At 56.0% G+C, this 19776-nt stretch carries 18 protein-coding genes; 4 read left to right on the top strand and 14 right to left on the bottom strand.

Going from position 1 to position 19776, the window contains the following annotated elements; translation table 11 throughout:
- The first annotated feature begins 114 nt into the window (after nucleotides 1-114).
- Genes ttrB through ttrA form a run of 3 tightly spaced genes read left to right on the top strand, consistent with a single transcriptional unit; the run spans nucleotide 115 to nucleotide 4924 of the window.
- Nucleotides 115-843: a tetrathionate reductase subunit TtrB gene (ttrB, locus tag EGY08_RS30040; RefSeq protein ID WP_004120250.1), complete on the top strand. Its 729-nt coding sequence runs from the start codon at nucleotides 115-117 to the stop codon at nucleotides 841-843.
- A complete protein-coding gene (ttrC, locus tag EGY08_RS30035) occupies nucleotides 844-1866 on the top strand; it encodes a tetrathionate reductase subunit TtrC (RefSeq protein ID WP_123829355.1) in 1023 nt (340 codons plus the stop codon).
- A complete protein-coding gene (ttrA, locus tag EGY08_RS30030) occupies nucleotides 1859-4924 on the top strand; it encodes a tetrathionate reductase subunit TtrA (protein WP_123829354.1) in 3066 nt (1021 codons plus the stop codon). Before ttrC ends, ttrA begins: the two co-directional genes overlap by 8 nt.
- 238 nt (nucleotides 4925-5162) lie before the next feature.
- Here ttrA and EGY08_RS30025 read toward each other — a convergent pair whose 3' ends face one another.
- From EGY08_RS30025 to EGY08_RS29970, 12 genes are all read right to left on the bottom strand, one after another.
- Nucleotides 5163-5264: a hypothetical protein gene (locus EGY08_RS30025; protein ID WP_232391415.1), complete on the bottom strand. Its 102-nt coding sequence runs from the start codon at nucleotides 5262-5264 to the stop codon at nucleotides 5163-5165.
- Between the two features lie 113 nt (nucleotides 5265-5377).
- Nucleotides 5378-6076: a GntR family transcriptional regulator gene (locus EGY08_RS30020; RefSeq protein WP_004120246.1), complete on the bottom strand. Its 699-nt coding sequence runs from the start codon at nucleotides 6074-6076 to the stop codon at nucleotides 5378-5380.
- 18 nt (nucleotides 6077-6094) lie between these two features.
- Nucleotides 6095-7321, bottom strand: a complete 1227-nt coding sequence (locus tag EGY08_RS30015; protein WP_049115254.1) for an amidohydrolase — start codon at nucleotides 7319-7321, stop codon at nucleotides 6095-6097.
- A complete protein-coding gene (locus tag EGY08_RS30010; protein ID WP_004120241.1) occupies nucleotides 7314-8804 on the bottom strand; it encodes a chlorohydrolase family protein in 1491 nt (496 codons plus the stop codon). The genes EGY08_RS30015 and EGY08_RS30010 overlap by 8 nt, the downstream gene beginning before the upstream one ends.
- The gene (locus EGY08_RS30005; protein WP_123829353.1) at nucleotides 8804-9994 is read right to left on the bottom strand and encodes an amidohydrolase family protein; all 1191 of its coding nucleotides are present in this window, start codon (nucleotides 9992-9994) and stop codon (nucleotides 8804-8806) included. Before EGY08_RS30005 ends, EGY08_RS30010 begins: the two co-directional genes overlap by 1 nt.
- Nucleotides 9995-11029: an ABC transporter ATP-binding protein gene (locus tag EGY08_RS30000; protein WP_004120237.1), complete on the bottom strand. Its 1035-nt coding sequence runs from the start codon at nucleotides 11027-11029 to the stop codon at nucleotides 9995-9997.
- Nucleotides 11026-12009 (bottom strand): ABC transporter ATP-binding protein, encoded by a 984-nt coding sequence (locus EGY08_RS29995; protein WP_049115251.1) that lies wholly within the window; start codon nucleotides 12007-12009, stop codon nucleotides 11026-11028. Before EGY08_RS29995 ends, EGY08_RS30000 begins: the two co-directional genes overlap by 4 nt.
- Nucleotides 12010-12021: 12 nt before the next feature.
- Nucleotides 12022-12990, bottom strand: coding sequence for an ABC transporter permease (locus tag EGY08_RS29990; RefSeq protein WP_004120233.1), 969 nt, complete (start codon nucleotides 12988-12990; stop codon nucleotides 12022-12024).
- A 9-nt stretch (nucleotides 12991-12999) separates the two neighbouring features.
- On the bottom strand, nucleotides 13000-13962 hold the full coding sequence (locus tag EGY08_RS29985; RefSeq protein ID WP_004120231.1) for an ABC transporter permease: 963 nt from the start codon (nucleotides 13960-13962) through the stop codon (nucleotides 13000-13002).
- A gap of 120 nt (nucleotides 13963-14082) precedes the next feature.
- Nucleotides 14083-15666 (bottom strand): ABC transporter substrate-binding protein, encoded by a 1584-nt coding sequence (locus EGY08_RS29980; protein ID WP_049115281.1) that lies wholly within the window; start codon nucleotides 15664-15666, stop codon nucleotides 14083-14085.
- A 64-nt stretch (nucleotides 15667-15730) separates the two neighbouring features.
- The gene (locus EGY08_RS29975) at nucleotides 15731-16135 is read right to left on the bottom strand and encodes a nuclear transport factor 2 family protein (protein WP_004120225.1); all 405 of its coding nucleotides are present in this window, start codon (nucleotides 16133-16135) and stop codon (nucleotides 15731-15733) included.
- A gap of 68 nt (nucleotides 16136-16203) precedes the next feature.
- Nucleotides 16204-17103 carry a hypothetical protein gene (locus EGY08_RS29970; RefSeq protein ID WP_004120223.1) on the bottom strand — a complete coding sequence of 300 codons (900 nt, stop codon included), beginning with the start codon at nucleotides 17101-17103 and terminating at the stop codon, nucleotides 16204-16206.
- Between the two features lie 309 nt (nucleotides 17104-17412).
- Between EGY08_RS29970 and EGY08_RS29965 the strand changes: the two genes are divergently transcribed.
- Nucleotides 17413-18735, top strand: coding sequence for an NAD(P)/FAD-dependent oxidoreductase (locus EGY08_RS29965; protein ID WP_123829352.1), 1323 nt, complete (start codon nucleotides 17413-17415; stop codon nucleotides 18733-18735).
- Between the two features lie 56 nt (nucleotides 18736-18791).
- Here EGY08_RS29965 and map read toward each other — a convergent pair whose 3' ends face one another.
- Nucleotides 18792-19571 carry a type I methionyl aminopeptidase gene (gene map / locus EGY08_RS29960; protein WP_112164992.1) on the bottom strand — a complete coding sequence of 260 codons (780 nt, stop codon included), beginning with the start codon at nucleotides 19569-19571 and terminating at the stop codon, nucleotides 18792-18794.
- Complete coding sequence (locus EGY08_RS29955) at nucleotides 19552-19770, bottom strand: ParD-like family protein (RefSeq protein ID WP_004102160.1); 219 nt, start codon at nucleotides 19768-19770, stop codon at nucleotides 19552-19554. The genes map and EGY08_RS29955 overlap by 20 nt, the downstream gene beginning before the upstream one ends.
- Nucleotides 19771-19776: the final 6 nt, after the last annotated feature.

Here is a 19776-nt window from a genome sequence, read left to right as displayed (position 1 = left end):
AATAGAGCTGACCTCGCCGCGATTTTTACACTGTAAATCATCAACATTGTTTATTCATCACATGCAAAACAATGACGTGACAAATGTTTCGTTATTGCCACCCGAGGGGAAAAAATGGACAGCAGTAAACGACAGTTTCTGGCGCAGTTGGGCGTATTGACCGCCGGCGCGTCTCTGGTGCCGCTGGCGGAGGCGAAATTTCCCTTTTCGCCAGCCCGCCGCGAAGGCGCCTCCCGACACCGCTATGCCATGCTGGTTGACCTGCGGCGCTGCATCGGCTGCCAGGCCTGCACCGTCAGCTGCGCAATTGAGAATCAGACGCCGCTGGGGGCGTTTCGCACTCACGTTAATCAATATCAGGTGCAGCTGGACGATCGGATCACCAACGTCCTGCTACCGCGGCTGTGCAACCATTGTGATAACCCGCCCTGCGTGCCGGTCTGCCCGGTGCAGGCCACCTTTCAGCGTCAGGATGGCATTGTAGTGGTGGATAACACCCGCTGCGTCGGCTGCGCCTATTGCGTCCAGGCCTGCCCCTATGACGCGCGTTTTATCAACCATGAGACGCAAACCGCCGATAAGTGCACCTTCTGCGTTCATCGCCTGGAGGCCGGGTTGCTCCCCGCCTGCGTCGAGTCCTGCGTCGGCGGCGCGCGGATCATCGGTGATATCCAGGATCCTCAAAGCCGCATCTCGCAGATGCTCGCTTTGCACCATGACGCCATCAAGGTGTTGAAGCCGGAAAACGCTACCGTCCCCCACGTTTTCTATCTCGGACTCGACGAGGCGTTTGTTACCCCGTTGATGGGACATGCCCAACCCGCGCTCTGGCAGGAGGTTTGAATGACGCATACGTTGATGATCGAAGAGGTGCTGGCGCGTCCGCAAGAGGTGAGCTGGCTACCGTGGGCGGTGCAGTATTTCTTTTTTATTGGCATTGCCGCCTGCGCGGTGCTGTTTGCCTGCCTGCTTCACTGGCGCAAAAGACACGATGAAACGCTGGAAAGGCTAACGCTGCTGATTGCGCTGACCTGCGCGATTACCGCGCCGCTGGCGCTAACGGCGGATCTGCATCAGACCGCCCGCTTCTGGCACTTTTACGCCTACCCCACGCCCTGGTCGTGGATGCCATGGGGGGCGCTGTTTCTGCCGCTGTTCACGTTGTTTTTAGGCTGGTGGTTTGTGGCGCAGTGGATCAAACAGCTTTTCAATAAAAGTTACGGCGTCACCAAATGGGTTGCGCTTGCCAGTGCCCTCACGGCGGTTGGCCTGCTGGTCTATACCGGACGTGAAGTTTCAGTTGTTCTGGCCCGACCGGTCTGGTTCAGCTACGCCTTCCCACTGGCGATGTTCTTTAGCGCGCTGCAAACTTTTTTCGCCCTACTGATTGTGGCAACACGCGATGATTTTCCCCTTCAGCGGCGCCTGGCGCGGTGGCAGCTCTCGGCGCTGATCCTGCTGGCCGTGGTGGTGGCGATGTGGGTCAGCGGCGATACCCTGTCCGGCACCGCGATACGGCAATGGCTGGCTATCTCGTCTTCAGCCCGTCATTACGCCTTCGGCTGGTTTGCCTTCTGGTTGATGTCATTGGGCTTTGCTATTCATGCGCTGCGCTATTCGCTCAACCTCCCCCTTCGCGCTTTACAGGCCAGTAGCGCCATGGCCTTGTGCTGGCTGATGCGCTGGACGCTGCTGATTCAGGGGCAAACCATCCCCAAATTTAATGCCGAGTTTAATCCCTATACCCTGCCGGTCGGTACCGACGGCTGGCTCGCAATCCTTGGCACCTTCGGCCTGTGGATTGCGCTGCTGATTATTGTAAGTGAAACCGTGAACGGACTCGCCAGGAGAAGGCAACATGACTAATTTAACCCGTCGTCAGTGGCTTAAAGTGGGCCTGGCCGCAGGCGGAATGGCATCTTTCGCCCTCAGCTATCGGGAGGTGGCAAAGCGCGCCCTTGACGGCCTGCTCAACGGCACCTCCGGGAAAGTGACCCGCGATCGTATCTTCGGCAACGCGCTGATCCCGGAAGCTCAGGTCAGTTCCGGCTGGCAGCCAAATCCGCAACAGGTGATTTCGATGACCCAGTGCTTTGGCTGCTGGACCCAGTGTGGCGTGCGCGTCAGGGTTGATAGCAAAGAAGGTAAAGCGCTGCGCATTGCCGGCAACCCGTATCATCCGCTCTCTCATGAACACCACATTGACGCCTCCGTTCCTTTTTCAATCGCGATGGCGCAGCTGGCGGGCGAAAGCGGACTAGACGCCCGCTCTACCGCCTGCGCGCGCGGTGCGACGCTGCTGGAGGGGTTGTACAGTCCATTGCGTATTCTTGAACCTATGAAGCGCGTCGGTAAGCGCGGCGAAGGGAAATGGCAGCGCATCAGCTTCGATCAACTGGTAAAAGAGGTGGTGGAAGGCGGCGATCTGTTTGGCGAGGGGCATGTTGATGGCCTGCGCGCCATTTATGCGCCGACAACGCCCATCGATCCAAAGCATCCGGGATTCGGCCCAAAAACCAACCAGCTACTGGTCACCAATACCAGCGACGACGGGCGCGATACCTTTTTACGCCGTTTTGCGCTGAACAGCTTCGGCAGCAAAAACTTCGGCGCTCACGGCTCCTACTGCGGGCTGGCCTATCGTGCGGGTTCCGGCGCATTAATGGGCGATCTGGATAAAAATCCGCACGTGAAGCCTGACTGGGACAACGTCGAGTTTGCCTTGTTTATGGGTACTTCACCCGCCCAGTCCGGCAATCCGTTTAAACGCCAGGCCAGACAGCTGGCCAGCGCCCGCCTGCGCGATGACTTTCAGTATGTCGTTGTCGCCCCCGCGCTGCCGCTCACCACGGTGATGGCAGACGATCGGGGGCACTGGCTGCCGGTCATCCCCGGGAGCGATTCGGCGCTGGCGATGGCAATGATCCGCTGGATTATCGAAAACCAGCGCTACAACGCCGACTATCTGGCAATACCGGGCGCACAGGCAATGAAGCTGGTCGGTGAAAAGAGCTGGACCAATGCGACACACCTGGTGATCGCCGATGATAAGCACGGGCTGGCCGGGCAGCATCTAACCCTTGCTCACCTGAATGCGGAGGGAGCCAGCGAACCGGTGGTGGTTAACGAAAGCGGTGATGCTGTCGCCGCCAGCGGCTGCCGGCGCGGCGCGCTCTTTGTAACGCGCCAGCTAACCCTGCAGGACGGGCGCAGCGTGACGGTCAAAAGCGGCTTCCAGCTGCTGAAAGAGTCCGCTGAAAAGCTCACCCTGGCGGAGTACAGCCAGCAGTGCGGCGTCGCGGAAGATAAGATCGCGGCGCTGGCGGATGCCTTTACCCGTCATGGCCGTAAAGCCGCGGTCATTACCCACGGCGGCATGATGGCCGGCAACGGATTCTACAACGCCTGGGCGGTCATGATGCTTAATGCGTTAATCGGGAATCTCAGCCTGGAAGGCGGCGTGTTTGTCGGCGGCGGCAAATTCAACGGCGCGACAGACGGCCCGCGTTACAACCTGGAGAGCTTTGTCGGTAAAGTGAAGCCGAAAGGGCTCAGCATCGCACGCAGCAAAACAGCGTATGAATCCTCTGAAGAGTATCACCGCAAGGCGGCGGCGGGCGTCTCCCCCTACCCGGCCAAAGCTCCATGGTATCCATTCGTCGCCGGGCAGTTGACCGAGCTACTGACCTCGGCGCTCGAAGGTTACCCTTATCCACTGAAGGCGTGGATCTCCAATATGACCAACCCGCTGTATGGCGTGCCCGGGTTACGGACCGTCGCTGAAGAGAAGTTAAAAGATCCGCGGCGCCTACCTCTGTTTATCGCTATCGACGCCTTTATGAACGAAACCACCGCCCTGGCCGACTATATCGTTCCCGATACCCATAATTTCGAAAGCTGGGGGTTCAGCGCGCCGTGGGCTGGCGTCGCCAGTAAAGCCACCACCGCCCGCTGGCCGGTCGTCCCTGCCGCCACCGCAAAAACCGCTGACGGTGAGCCAGTGTCAATGGAGGAATTTTGCATCGCGGTGGCGAAGCGTCTTGATCTGCCCGGATTTGGCGAAAACGCCATTACCGATGCTCAGGGTAACCGCTATCCACTCAACCGGGCTGAGGACTATTACCTGCGCATGGCCGCCAATATTGCGTTTATGGGTAAAGCGCCGGTTGCCGAGGCCAGCAGCGAGGATCTGACGCTGACCGGGGTGCAGCGTATTCTGCCGGTTATTAGCCAGACCCTGAAAGCGGAAGAAGTGAGCCGGGTAGCCTTTATCTATTCCCGCGGCGGGCGCTTCGCGCCGGACAAAAGCGGTCGAGCGGAGAATAGCGTCGGTCAATTGTGGGAAAAACCGCTGCAAATCTGGAACGCGGAGGTTGCCGCCCATCGCCATGCCATCACCGGCGAGCGCTACAGCGGCTGCCCGGCATGGTATCCGGCCAGATTGTCCGACGGACGCGCTGTCGAAGCGCTTTTCCCGCGACAGCAGTGGCCGCTGAAGCTGATCTCATTTAAATCCAACACCATGGGCAGCGCCTCAACGGTGATCCCGCGCCTCCATCACCTCAAGCCGACCAACCTGGTGGCGCTGAACCCACAGGACGGCCGCCGTTTCGGTGTGGCGCATGGCGACAGAGTGCGCATATCCACGCCCGGCGGCCAGGTTGAAGCTGTCATTAGCCTGTTAAGTGGGGTGATGCCCGGCGTTATCGCGATTGAACACGGCTACGGGCATCGCGAAATGGGCGCGGCGCGGCACATCCTCGACGGCAAGGCTATGCCTGTCGCAGAGCAGGTCAAATCAGGTATTAACCTTAACGATCTGGGATTCGCGGACCCCACGCGAGAGGTGAGCAACACCTGGCTTGACTGGGTCTCCGGCGCGGCGGTGCGTCAGGGGTTGCCGGCAAGGATTGAGCGGGTATAGCCCCCATCGCTTCACTGTCCGAACAACTGAGACCGTTAGGTTTGCGGTTAGCCTCCTGAAACAAAACGAATCAGGTAAACAGCAAACCTACCGGTCATTCTCAGTTAAAACCTTTCCCGGCCAGGGCTGGCGTTGAAATTATTGAAGTTAGCCGATCATTTTAGAGGAAGGTTGAATAACACATTGACGTTATTATCAATTTAGCATGACACAGCATTTTGAATATTCATTTTAAGAACTAGCTAGCTAATTTCCAACGCAGTGTATGACTCCGGCCTTTGCCCGTTTTAATACTTATCACGACTCCCGTCATTTCCATTTGGCATAGCAAGTAGCGCATGCTGTAAATACTCGTATCCATTTCATTTGCAATCTCACGCGTCGTTAACTAGTCAAATTCCTCACTCATGACGCCACATCATCACCTCAATGGGGACATGCATTTCTCTCGAATTACCCTTCCCCCATCTCCAGCGCCTGCGACAGCGTCATAAAATTCTGCGGGGTTTCGTCCAGGTTGAGCTGCTGCAGTAGGTCGTTAAGATGCTCTCGCATCAGATCCTGGGCGCGAAGCGAATCCCCGGCCTTCAGCGCGGCAATGATATTGCTGTGTTCATCGCACTGACAATGCGTCGTCACATCCTGCTGATAGAGCATTACAATCAACGAACTCAGCACCATTAAATTATTCAGGATATCGCGCAGCACGTCATTATCCGCGATTCTTGCCATCAGCTCGTGGAATGCACCCAGCTCATAAACAATACGCCGCCGATCCTGCGCGTGCAGCGACTGGTGCTCGTTGTGCTGTTGACAGGCGATCTCTTCGGCGAAAAGCGCCATTTTCTCCGGCGTGATGCAGGACATAATCGCGCACTCGATGGCGTTACGGGCAATAAAAACCTCGCGGGCCTGTTTTGCCGTTGGCCGCGCAACCATTGCCCCGTAATTCGGTTCAATCGTCACAATCCCCTGGCCAGCCATCCGCTGAAGCGCGGTCTGCACATGATTACGGTTAGCCTGTAGCGCCTCAACAATTTGCGCTTCAATCAAACGCGTCCCTGGACGCAGCTTATGCTGCCCAATAGCCTGGGTGAGCGCTTCCACCACCCGATTCACTTCACGCTGCTTCGGCGTCAATTTTTCACTCATTTCGTTCTCTACCTTGGTTTACTCTCTGATCCAGACTCTTTTCCCACGAAAGTAGACTGCCTCAACGGCAGGCAAGCGCGCAACAACTTGCGCCGAACAGGCAGCATTCAACAAGATAAAACTGGCCTCATCGTTGAGTTTCGGCCATACCCTCTCGCCACTGTCGGCTAAAGGTAAACAATTGCCGGTGGCGATAGCCAGCGCCCGGCTCAGCTCAAACTCCGTACCGCGAGTATAAAGCCGCGCCCAGTCATGCGCTTTTTCCAGCATACTGGCCGAACCAAACGGCGACCAGTGATCGATAACGCTATCAGTACCACTTAACAACCGTACGCCGCGCTCGCGCAAAAACGGCAGCGGCATGACATCCTTGCCTATCGGCAGACAGGTCGCCAGCGATACGCCAAGCGCCGCCATCCTGCCTGCCAGTTCGCTAAGCTCCTCGCGATCAATTTGCGCCAGGCAATAAGCGTGGCTCAGCGTCAGCTTCCCTCGCAGCACCGGCTCCTGCTCCAGAGCATCCAGTAAATAGCGGATACAGGCAATGCCGGTGGATTTATCCTCATGCAGATGGTAATCAATACCCTTTCCCGCTTCGACGGCCAGTTCCAGGGTCGCCTCCAGCGAACGGACCATATCGCCATCGACTTTTGACGGATCCAGGCCACCGACCCACTCACACCCCATCGCCAGCGCTTTGCGCATCAGCGACAGCGAGCCTGAACGCAATAGCCCGTGCTGCGGGAACGCCACAATCTCACACTGTAACTGCTCCCGCCAGGGTGCCAACGCCTCCAGCAAATGCCGCAAGCTTTGCAGGCCGCTTACCGGCTCGATATTGCAATGACTGCGAACATAAGTTGTTCCCTGCTGCTGTAATAACTGAAGAAGCGCGTGGGTGCGCTGTACCGAGGTCGGTAGCAGCTCGGGCAGTATCTCCTGCTCAAGAGCGATCATCTCAAAGATGTCCTGCGCCCCGTTCTCCCGCGCCGCTCGCCATGGACCGCCATAAAAGGTTTTATCCAGATGGATATGCTCATCGCGGGTAACCGGCAGCATCAGATATCCTCTGCCATCCTGCGCCGCAACGCCTGGCAAGCGCTGCGTACCGGCGTAAAGCGCGTTAATTCTGCCGTCGATAATATCGAGGGTAAACTCTGCGCATTCGGTTCCCTGCACAACGCCCTGACGACGAATAAAGCCCTGCTCAAGGCGCACGTTAGTCAATAAATAGCGCTCACTCATCGGCGTGCCTCCGCAGGCAGAGAGGAAAGGTAGACGGGACAATTTCGGTAAGCGGCGGGTGGTTAACCGTACGTTCCGGGTAGCTGTCCAGGAGATGGGCAAAAACGCGCTGCGATTCAGCATGCAGTTCCGCGAAGTCATAACCCGCCTGAACCAGACGGCCCTCCCAATATACCTTACGCCCGGCAACGATTGTTCCGCTAACATCGCGCCCGTTGCCGCTGAGCACCAGCGCGGCGATAGGGTCGAATATCTGACCTAATGCGGGCTGCGTCAAATCCACCACGATCATATCCGCCTGGCAGCCAGCTGCGAGCCGCCCCAGGTCGTCACGCCCCAGCGCCTGCGCTCCGCCAAGGGTGGCCATGCGGTAGTAATCGGCGCTGCTGGCAGCTGACATGTCGCCGGTCACGATTCGCGTCAGGATCGTACCCAGATGCATATTGCTGAACATATCCGGCGGGAATGTATCGGTGCCGAGCGCCATATTGACCCCAGCGGCCTTAAGCTGCGGATACTGTTCAAGATATTTTGCATGACGCCCGGATACCAGCGGACAGGAAACCACCGTCGCCCCGGAGCGCGCCAGACGCTCAATGTCCTGCGCTATTCGTGGCGCGCTGGGCTCAGCACCGCCCAGATACTGGCCGTGTGGTAACAGCATATGTCGGTTTAACAGCCCGGCGTCTTCCAGTACCTCCAGCGAACTCTTGCCATTATAGCGGCGAGCAATTTCGTTGATTTCCAGCTCACTCTGACAGCAGTGCAGACGCGTCGGGCAGCCTAACTCATGCACCAACCCGGCCAGTTCGCTGAGCCACTGCGGATCGCCACCTTCTATTCTGTCCGGTGCCAGCATTCCGCTGATGGTCGGAACGTCACGCTGCTGCAAACGCAGGAAAAAGCGTTGTGCGTCATCAAGGCCGCGTCTGGCCTGCTCGCGGTCTTCCCGACGGCTGAAGTGCCCTGCAGCATCGGTGACATAATATCCGGACATAAACGCCGGGCCGAGCCAGGCGCGCGCGCCGAGAGACTCGGCGACGTCCGCCGCATAAAGATATTCGTCGAAATCTTCCGCCCACTGGCGATAGAGAATTGACGTTATTGGCGCAAAGCTGGTAATCCCGTTGCGCAGTAGCTGGCTGTAAGCATAACGTTTGGCGAAATCGAGCTGTTCGCGGGTATACAGGTCGCGGCGTCGCCAGTCATCCGCAACGATCCGTCCTTTTTGCCAGCCAGGCTGATTATCAAACGCCAGTACGGTGGTATCTAAATCGCCCAGCGCGTCCAGGTCTATAAAACCAGGGCCAACCAGACTGTTGCCAACGTGAATCTCTTCATCAACAGGGCCCGGATAATCGTGGCCAACAAAGAGGATTTTATCTCCCTGATAGACCACTTCACCGTCGGCATACAGGCAGTGATCGCCCTCGCGGTAACCCACCACCCAGGCGGCGCAAATACGCGTTATTTTCTCACTCATCAAAACAGGCACTCCCCGTTTTCCGCTACCAGCACGCCGCCTTTAAACACTTTCCGCTCGCGCGGAGCTTCCACCAGCGCTTCCACCATACTGCGACCGGGGATCAGTACCAGGTCCGCGCGACAGCCAGGCTCAAGTCCGTAATGTTCCAACGCCATGACCCGCGCGCCGCCGTGGGTCACGCTACGGGCGGCGCGCGAGATTTCACTATCTTTACGCCAGCGGTAACGCAGACCCATAGTCACTGCCCGCTGAATCATATCGCCGTTACCGTAAGGGCTCCAGGTATCGCGTACGCCATCATTCCCGGCGCATATCGCAACCCCTACGCTATCGAGCAGTTCCCACGGCGGCACGGCAATATCGGCAGGCGCGGTTGTTGCAACGCTGACGCCCAGCTCTGCCATCTCTTCGGCAAATCGCTGCTGACGAGCGGGTTCCAGCATCCCCAGACAAAAACCGTGGCTGATGGTGACCGCATTCTGCTTCTGATAACGGCGAATAAACGCCAGGATCAGCTCAAGGCTAAATGCGCCGAGTTCACCGCGTTCGTGCAGATGAATATCGATTTTTTTATTATGCTGGCAGGCCAGTCTAAAAATGATATCCAGATGGCGCTGCGGGTCGCGGTCAAAAGCGCACGGGTCCAGACCGCCGATCAGATCCGCCCCCATTTCCAGCGCCCGATCCAGAAGGGCTTCACTGCCAGGGTTTTGCAAAATACCGCTTTGCGGAAAAGCAACAATCTCGATATCGACCTGCTGCGCCAGAATTCTGCGAGTCTCAAGCACCCCTTCAAGATTGGCCAGGCCAATTTCATTATCAATATCCACATGGGTACGGATAAACGAGGTGCCCGCGGCAATACCTCGCCGGGCGATACGCTCGGACTGGATCTGAGCATCGGGCATTCGTTCATGCCGATAGGCGCGTTCGTTGGCAATGATTGCCGCAAGATCGCGCGGAACGTCGTTGACGTACCACTCACGTCCCAGCAGCGTTTTATCCAGATGCGCATGACCATCCACCAGACCGGGAAAGACCTGATAACCGCGGCCGTCAACCACAGTCGCCTCTTCAGGAGGTTCCAGCTCTGCCGCTCGGGCGGCAATCTTTCCCTCCTCAAGCAGCAGATCAACGGGTGAAGAGCAGTCAAAAGGCGTGACGCCTTTAAGCAAAATGGTGGTCATCTACGATACCTTCGCAAGTGGAATAGAGGCGGAACCGGCCATCACTTCGATCGGGAAATGGCATTCCAGTTGATGATTATCGCTAAGGCTGTGCGCGGGCGGCATGGCCTGGTGGCACAGCGGTTTAGCATAGGGGCAACGCGGTGCGAACGCGCAGCCTGGCGGTGGCGCCAGCGGGCTGGGCGCTTCTCCGCGTATCGGTTCGCGCGCGCTGGATGGCGCATCAAACTGTGGGATAGCTGCCATCAACATGCGCGTATAAGGGTGCGCCGGATGGGTGAAGATCTCCTCTACGCTGCCCTGCTCAACCAATCTGCCGAGATACATCACGCCGACCCTGTCGGAGATATGGGAGATCACCGCCATATTATGGCTGATAAAAAAGTAGGTCAGGCCGTTTTCCCGTTGCAGTTTGCGCATCAGGTTGAGCACCTGGGCCTGAACCGACACATCCAGAGCCGATGTCGGTTCGTCGCAAATCAGAAAACCTGGCTGTGTCGCCAGCGCGCGGGCAATGGAAATCCTCTGGCGCTGGCCGCCGGAGAATTCATGGGGAAATTTATCCAGATCGCCGGCGGAAAGACCAACCTGGGTCAGCAGGTCGCCGCAGTATTCCCGAGCCTGGCGCGTGGTACCGACCTTTTTCGCCAGCACCAGCGGTTCCGCCAGCGAGCGGCCGATGCGCCAGCGCGGATTCAGGCTGGCATAGGGATCCTGAAAGATCATCTGGGTGCCATTTTGCCCCACAGTTCCAGCCATTTGCGGGCTGCGCCAGGCATAGTTTATTTCACCGGAGGCAGGTTGATAGAGTCCGGCCAGCGCACGGGCGACTGTCGATTTTCCGCACCCCGACTCGCCCACGATGCTGAACGTCTCTCCCTGACGGATAGAGAGACTGATACCGCGTACCGCATGCAGCGTTTTTTTCGCTGCCGGACGAAACAGCGACGTTTTTTTCTCCCGCCCCAGATTGAAGCGAATATGCAGGTCGCGAATGGTCACAACTTCCGGGGCCAGGCCCGACGGTTCGTTCATAGCGGTTCTCCTTGCGGATGAAAACAGGCCAACTCAGCCTGGTGTCGCTGCTGCATCTTTGGCTGGTGGTCGCGGCATTGCGCGCTGGCATGCAGACAGCGTGAATGGAAAGCGCAGCCCTGCGGCAGCGCATTCAGACGCGGCATCGCGCCATCAATTTGCGTCAGGTATTCGCGACGCTCGCTCATTGATGGAATGGACTGAATCAGTCCCCGGGTGTAGGGGTGTTGAGGATGACGAACCACCTGCGCGATCGGTCCGGTTTCAACAATCCGCCCGGCGTACATCACCGCCACTCTTGTGCACACCTCCGCCACCACGCCCATATCATGGGTAATGAGCATCACGGCGGTGCCGTGCTGTTCGCACAAACGACGCAGTACGCCCAGAACCTGAGCCTGCACCGATACATCCAGCGCGGTGGTCGGTTCATCGGCAATCACCAGTTGCGGGTCAACGCACAGCGCCAGCGCAATGACCACGCGCTGACGCATTCCACCCGAGAGCTGGTGTGGATATTGATCGATACGCTGACGTGGGCTATTAATTCCCACTTCAGTAAGCAGGGAAACCGCGCGCTCCCGCGCCTCGTTTGCCGATAAAGGAAGATGGGTACGAATGGTTTCTATCAGCTGCTGCCCGATGGTCAAAACCGGGTTCAGGCTGGTGAGCGGATCCTGAAAAATACAGCCTATTGCCTTACCACGCAGCAGGCGCCTGGCTTCTTCGTCAAGGTTATCGATGCGTCGATTGGCAAACCAGATTTCACCCGCCCGAATGCGTCCGGGACTTTGCAGCAATCCGGCAATCGCCGCACCAGTCAGGGATTTCCCCGCGCCCGACTCGCCGACCATACCGAGGATCTCTCCTGGCTGCATCGATAGCGTCAACTCATGAATCGCCTGGAGGTTGCCTTTGCGATGCAGGAATTCAATGCTCAAATTTTTCACTTCCAGTAACGCCTGTGGAGAAGCCGTCATTATCTTTCCTCTTTAGCGCAGCTTAGGGTTGAGCGCGTTGAGCAACCAGTCGCCGAGAACGTTAAACGCCAGCGAAAGTATGACCAACAGCGTGGCCGGGAACAGAACGATCCACCATTGCCCGGAAAAGAGGTACTGATTGCCTTCATTAATAAGTGTTCCCAGCGAAGGCTGGTCTGGAGGCATTCCGACGCCGAGAAATGACATGGTGGCTTCGGTGAGAATCGCGACACCCAGATGTAGGGTCGCCATCACCAACACCGGGCGCATGACGTTGGGCACAATGTGCGCCAGCATGATATGCAGATGGCTGCCGCCGCTAATTTGAGAGGCCATAACATATTCCCGCCCTTTCTCCAGTAAGGTCAGGCCGCGTACCGTGCGGGCGTACTGCATCCATCCGGTCAGAGCGATAGCGCCAATCAGGATAGCCGGGGCAAAATGGCCGATATACTCTTTCGGAATTGCCACGCGAGCCACCCCGCTGACCAGTAGCGTGAACATGATGGTAGGAATACTGAGCATAGCGTCAGCAAACCGCATGATCAGCGTATCCACGATGCCGCCGAAATACCCGCTCAGTACCCCCAACCCCACGCCAATAGCCACCGAAGCCAGAACGCTCAGGCCACCGATAATCAGCGAAATATTCAGCCCATAAAGCATCAGGGAGAGTATATCTCGCCCCTGAACATCGGTGCCCAACCAGAAGCGCGGATCGCCGCCACTCATCCATGCGGGCGGTAGTTCTGAATCCATTAAGTCAAAACCAGCGGTATCAAAAACATTATGCGGCGCAATCCAGTGGCTGAATAATGAGCAAAGTAAAATCAACATACAGCAGGTGAAAGCGATGACCGCGCTTTTACTTTTCCAGAATAGCCATAAAAAATCGCTATCAATAAAGGCGCGCCAGCGCGCTGCGATTCGGGGAGCCAGTTTTTGCCCGGCCGTCGTATTTGAATAATGACGAGTTTGCATCACGGTTCCTTATTGCGCACGCATACGGGGATCAATCAGATAATAAAGCAGATCGACGATGGTATTTATCATAATAAATATCAGAGCGATGAATAATAGGTAGCCGGATAGCACCGGGACATCGACATAGTTGATCGACTGAATAAGTAATAGTCCCATACCCGGCCATTGAAAAACGGTCTCAATCACTATTGCAAAGGCGATTAGCCCACCAATTTGCAAACCAATTACCGTGACAACCGGCAATAAGGCATTACGCAGCGCATGGCGAAACCAGATACGGTAATTCTCAATGCCGCGTGCGCGCGCAAATTTAATATAATCAGCCTTCATCACTTCCAGCATTTCTGTTCGTACCAGACGCATAATGATGGTAATCATCGACAGCGCCAGGGAAAGCGCCGGAAGCACAATCGAGCGCCAGCCTGATGCGGTCAGCAAACCGGTCGACCAGAAACCTATTTTAACGGTTTCACCGCGGCCGCTGGAGGGAAACCAACCCAGCCATACTGAAAACACGATAATCAGCATAATACCAATAAGAAACCACGGCAGCGAAACCCCAATCAACGAGAGAATTTGCACCCCCTCACGCAATAGTTTATTGCGCGTAATGGCGACCCAAACGCCAAGCGGAAAGCCGACTGCCAGCGATATTATGACCGCGACAAACACCAGTTCCAGCGTGGCCGGCAGTCGCTCCATAATCAGTTGAAAGACAGATACCTGGTTGTAATATGAAATGCCGAAATTACCGTGAAGTAAACGGGAAAGATAATGTAAGAACTGCACAAAAACCGGATCATTTAATCCCAGGCTGGCGCGTAGTTGCATTCGTTCTACTTCCGTGGCGCTTTCCGGCAGCATATTTGCCACCGGGTCACCAAGATACTGAAACAGAATAAACGAGATCAGCGCTACGCCGGCCAGTAACATCGCAGCCTGAAACAGCTTACGCAATAAAAAGAACATTATTGCCTCCGGATAAAAATTAATGTCTGCGCTGATAAACGGGGACCGACGCCATCGAATTACCCAGCAGGCAACCCGAAGATGTTTATCCCCAATGAATAAACGAGCAAGAAAAATTAATTATGGTGTAACGTTAGCGTACCACAGGCGCTGTACATTATCTGGCGTCTGTTTTAATTGTAGATTTTTACTCAGTGCCCATACCACAGGTTCGAAATGCATCGGTAAAAAAGGCAAATCTTTATTAGCAATTGCCACCGCCTGGCTAAGTAGCGCAATACGTTTTTTATTATCCAGCTCACCGACCGATTGATCGATAAGCTTGTCGGCTTCGCTATTGCTGTAGCGCGGAATATTAAAGGTTCCCATATTTTTGCCATCGTTAGTATGCAATAGCTGAACTGCGACGCTATAGGGGTCCATAATCGGCAGGTTTGCCCATCCTAACACCCCCACGTCGGTACGGCCATTGACCAGAATCGGATCGTAGACGCTGGCTGGATGGACGTTGAGGTTGGTTTTCACGCCAATCTTTGCCCAGAAGCTTTGTACCGCCTGGCACCATTGTGCCGCATTAATATAGGTGCCCTCAGGGCAATCAAAGGCCAGATTAAACCCGTTTGGATACCCCGCATCGGCCAGTAATGCCCTGGCTTTTTGCGGATCAAACGGGATATCCGGACTGCTGGCGGCGTTGTAACCCGGAATATCCGGCGCCAGATAGTTATTGGTGGGCTTTGTCAGCCCACGCATAACCTTCTGGGTAATCGCCTCGCGATTAATCGCCATCAGTAAAGCCTGGCGGACACGCAAATCTTTCAGCGGGTTCTCGGCTTTGTCATTCTTAGCATTGAGCTTATCGCGCATATTGAGGCTTAAATAGTCCACCCGCAGCGAAGGGCTGATCTGCATATTGATCCGGGAATTGCTCTGCAGGCGCGGAATATCCTGTAGCGGGACCGACGTCACCAGGTCGTACTCTCCCGCCAGCAGCCCTGACAGGCGCGTAGCGTCGGAGGTCACCGGTTTGAAAATAATTTTATCGATGTTGCCGCCGTGGGCCGCGTTCCACCAGTTCGGGTTACGCACCAGCACCATCTGGGTGTCCCGCTGGCGGCTTTGCAGAATAAATGGCCCGGTGCCGTTAGTGTTATTGGTAGCGTACCCCTCCGTTCCCTGGCTGATATCGGTTGGCTTGAGTGCGTTGTGCTCCGCCAGCCACTCTTTATCCATGATCATCACGCCGGTCAGTTCATTCAGCGCGATACCGGTTTTCTTCACCAGATGGATATCGACGGTATATTTGTCGACGGCCACGGCATCCTTAATCGTCGAAGCGTTAGCACGGATCCCTGATGCAGGGTCGGTCACCCGGGCAACCGAAGCGACAACATCATCGGCGGTAAAGTCATTGCCGTTATGAAATTTGACGCCTTCACGCAGCTTAAAACGAATTGTCGTATCGTCGGTCTGCTGCCAGCTGGTTGCCAGCCACGGTTGAATTTGCAAATTATCATCGCGCTGCACCAGCGCTTCATAGATATGGTTCTGAAAGGTTAATGCCTTGGTAGAGGCGTAGGCATCCGGATCCAGCGTTGGGATGTCGGCATCGGTCGCCCAGCGAACCACATTCTCCGCGCTCGCCTGCTGACTCATCAGTCCGATAACGCTTACAGCCAGCAGCGATAACACTATTTTTTTCATCATGCACCACTCGAGTTGTTTGCTAATAACATTGCTAGCAATTGCAATAACGATGCCAGGTCGTTTATTTTTGCTGCAATTGATGCGCAAGGATCCATTCGGCGCTGTCATTCCAGACGTCCATCATGGTTATCTCCCCGCCCTTCACTTCATAGCGGTCAAGATAGCGGTTTCCTTCAAACTCACGTCCGTCCGGCCAGCAACCATAGAGGGTGCCGGTGCAGTAGATCACCGTGTGATCGTCACCTTTCGCCATCCATTCGAATTCGCCGGGCTGTTTCTTAACCCAGCGGTAACGGTCAGCATTAAACGCGGTGACCTCATGGACACGAGCCATCCGCCGCTTACCGGTAAAGGTGATCTGCACGTTTTCCGCCATCAGCGCAGCGGCGCGATCGGGGTCCGGCGCCATTGACGCCTCCAGGAAGTTTTTTACAATCTCAACGGCCTGCTCATGTACGCTTGTCATTCTTCTCTCCTCAATGAAATGCACTGCTAAGGTTCAATTGGTGCGTTTACGGTGCAAACCTTGCTTCGTTATGAAGCCTCTGACAGATAGCGCGCGGCGATGTCACCCGGAGTGGTTAGCCAGACGTCATCGCACTGGGCGACCAGTCGCGTCAGGGTTTGCTTTAAGTGATAAAAACGGAAAGGTTGGCCAACGATATAGGGGTGCAGCGCAATGCCCATTATTTGCGGCTGCTGGCGGCTACGCTGGTGGAGCTCGCTGAACTGATCCTCAACCATCCGGCAAAAGGTCTCGATGGAGACGCCGTTGGGAATGATGGTCGGAATATCGTTGATTTCCTGCGGATAAGGTACCGACAGTAACGTTCCGCTGGCGGTTTGCATGGGGGTCGGCATATCGTCGTGCGCCCAGTTCAGGTTATAGCTGAACCCGTGGCGGTGAAGAAAATCAGGAGTCTGGTGGCTTTCAGAAATCCACGGAGAGAGCCACCCCGCAACCGGTTTACCCTGAAATTCACTCAACCGCTGCTGGCAGTAGCTAATCAGATGTTCTTCATCCGCCGGGGCCAGATCGCCCTGGCGCTGAGAGTTGGTGTGCCCATGAGCGATCAGTTCGCTTCCGGGCAGCGAAAGCCATCGATACAAAAGGTCCGGGCAGTAATCCAGAATGGCCGTGTTACTGATAACCGCAGGTGGAATCGTCAGTTCAGCAAACAGATCGGCCAAATACCAGGCGCCAACCCGGTTCCCGTAATCTCGCCAGCTATAGTTGAGAATATCGAGTTGATTTGCCGCCTGTGAGAGCTTCGCCCCCTCCTGACAGCCAAACGCGAAGTGTTCGAGGTTGATAGCCACATACAGTGCGAGCCGTTTCCCTCCCGGCCAGCTGACTGCCGGAGTATCCGCGGCAGAACGCCACGGGAAACGCTGGTGATAGTTAAGCTCCCAGAGGATGTCAGGTGTCGGCATAGCGATATCTCTTGTTCAGGGGGTGATAGTGGGTTAACAGCAACATCTGTACCAAGATAGCATTATTGCTAGCAATGAATGCAAAATGAGAAGATTTCATACCCGCAGAGGAAGTGGTGTTATTTGTCTTGTTCCTTGTTATTCTGCGGAATTGTTGCCCAGGCGACTATTATTCAGCGTACTGATTATCCAGAGGCTGGCCTGATCGCGACACTGTTGTTGCCGATTCATTATCCAGTTAGTAAAAACGGAGAACGGCAAACTTATTTACGCCTGCCATGCAGGTGTTTTTTCACAGGGAGAATGACCGTGAGATTTGCATCAGTCCCTTTTAATCAGAATCAGGTGGGTTGGCCCCTGAATGAGATTGACCGTCAAATACAACCGCAGCTGAGCGGCGACATTAAAGCCGACTGGGTGGTTATCGGCTCCGGCTATGCCGGCGTAAGCTTTGCCCGCAGGCTAGCCAACCTCAATCCGCAGCTGAACATCGTGCTCATCGACGCCGAATGCGCCGCGACCAGCTCCTCGGCCCGCAATTCGGGCTTTATCATTGGTCTGCCGCATAATATCGGCAGCTCTACCGCCGAGCTGAAAAAAGCGCAGGACTACCGCGCCCTGCTCCAGGAGGGGATCCGCCTGCTCGATGAAACGGTGACCGAGCACCAGATTGAGTGTGAGTGGGAAAACGTCGGGAAATATCACTGTCAGATAGATCCCACCAGCGAAACCATCATGCAGGAGTACGTGGATAATCTGCAGCTCATGCAAGAACCTTACAGCATGCTAAACAGCGAAGAGCTGTTTCAGAAGTTAGGTACACGGATTTACAGTAAAGGTATCTATACTCCCGGCTGTATTCTGGTGAACCCGGCAAAGTTAATTGCCGGACTCGCGCGCCATTTGCCGGATAATGTGACGGTTTACCACCAGACCCCGGCGCTGGCGATAAATAGCGAAAATGGTGGCATCCGTGTCACCACCCTGCAGGGCACGATCCGCGCAGGTCAGATCATGCTGGCCACCAATGCACTCTCCCGCGAACTCTCTCCAACAATGACTCGCCAGGCGTCGATGGCGACCTATGCCAGCATCACCGCTCCGCTTAGCCCCGAGCAGCGTCAGCGTCTGCCGGCGATGCAAAGCTGGGGACTAACGCCGGTGAACGCGATCGCTGGCGCTACGCTGCGCTATACCCACGATCATCGTTTTCTGATCCGCCAGCATGTCGATCCTGCGCTGCGCGGCATGATTACCGCCGGACAAACCGCCAGGGCGGCGCGGCAGCATCTGGCGCTATTTCGCAATGCGTACCCGCAGCTGCAGGATGTGCCGCTGGAGCGGACCTGGTCCGGGACTATCAGCGTGACCCGCAACGGCGCGCCGGTCTGGGGAGAGCTTGCGCCGAAGGTATGGACAGCCGGAGGCTGTAACGGCGCCGGGGTATCCAAACAAACCATCGCCGGGACGCTTCTTGCCGATCTGGCGATGGGGCAGGACAACCCGCTGATCGCCGCCATGCAGTCGCTCGGCCAGGCAAACTTTATGCCGCCATCCCCATTCCTGGATGTCGGCGTAGCCGGGGCGTTATTGAAAGAGCGCTATATGGGCCGTAAAGAAACGGCCATGTAGTCTCCCGGGAGGGGGACACACAGGTTTCAGCAGCATAGCTGAAACCTGTTGGTCGGTTAGTCAGGGATGGTTTCCCCTTTACGCAGGGTCAGGACTTCAAATCCATCGGCTGTAACCGCAACGGTATGCTCCCACTGCGCGGACAGCTTTTTATCGCGGGTGACCACCGTCCAGCCATCTTTTTTGGTTTTAATTCGGCTGTCGCCCTGATTCACCATCGGTTCAATGGTAAATACCATCCCCTCTTTAAGCACGGCCCCGGTCCCCGGCGCGCCATAGTGCAGCACCTGGGGATCTTCATGCATCTCTCTCCCGACGCCGTGGCCGCAATACTCTCTGACCACGCTATAACCGTTACTTTCGACATAAGTCTGGATCGCATGGCCGATATCGCCCAGCGTCGCGCCCGGCCTGACAACCTTGATCCCTTTCCACATCGCTTCGTAGGTTTTCTGCACCAGCCGACGGGCCAGCGGTGCAACGTCGCCAATCAGATACATTTTGCTGGAATCGGCAATCAGCCCCTCTTTTTCCAGCGTAATATCCACGTTCACAATCATGCCGGATTTCAGATGTTCGCTCTCCTTTGGCATACCGTGACAAACCACTTCATTAATCGACGTATTCAGCACATAGGGGAAATCATACTGCCCTTTGCTGGCGGGGCGTGAATGCAGATCGTTGACGATAAAATCCTCCACCCGGTTGTTGATGGCCATGGTGGAGATCCCGGGCTGAATAAAGGTATCCAGCATGTCGAAAACCGAAGCCAACAGCTCACCTGCTCGGCGCTGTCTGGCCAGTTCGTCCGCGGTCTTAATGGGAATTGATAGCATTGATCACCTCCAGCAACCGGTCAGAGCCGGACTTGAGCATCATCAGCTTGATTTGCTGATGGTTAAGTTCGGGATAGAGTTCGCTCATCATACCCAGACGGATCCAGTACTCCGCCTGGGCGTTGACCGAACGCGACATCGCCTTACTGGCGTCACGAATATCGTCGTGCAGCAGGTCGGAAATTTTTACAATGCCCATTTATAC

The organism is Klebsiella sp. FDAARGOS_511 (genome assembly GCF_003812845.1).
Lineage (GTDB): Bacteria > Pseudomonadota > Gammaproteobacteria > Enterobacterales > Enterobacteriaceae > Klebsiella > Klebsiella grimontii.
Note: the sequence above shows the minus strand (reverse complement) of the source record. Positions and strands in the feature narration are given on the sequence as shown.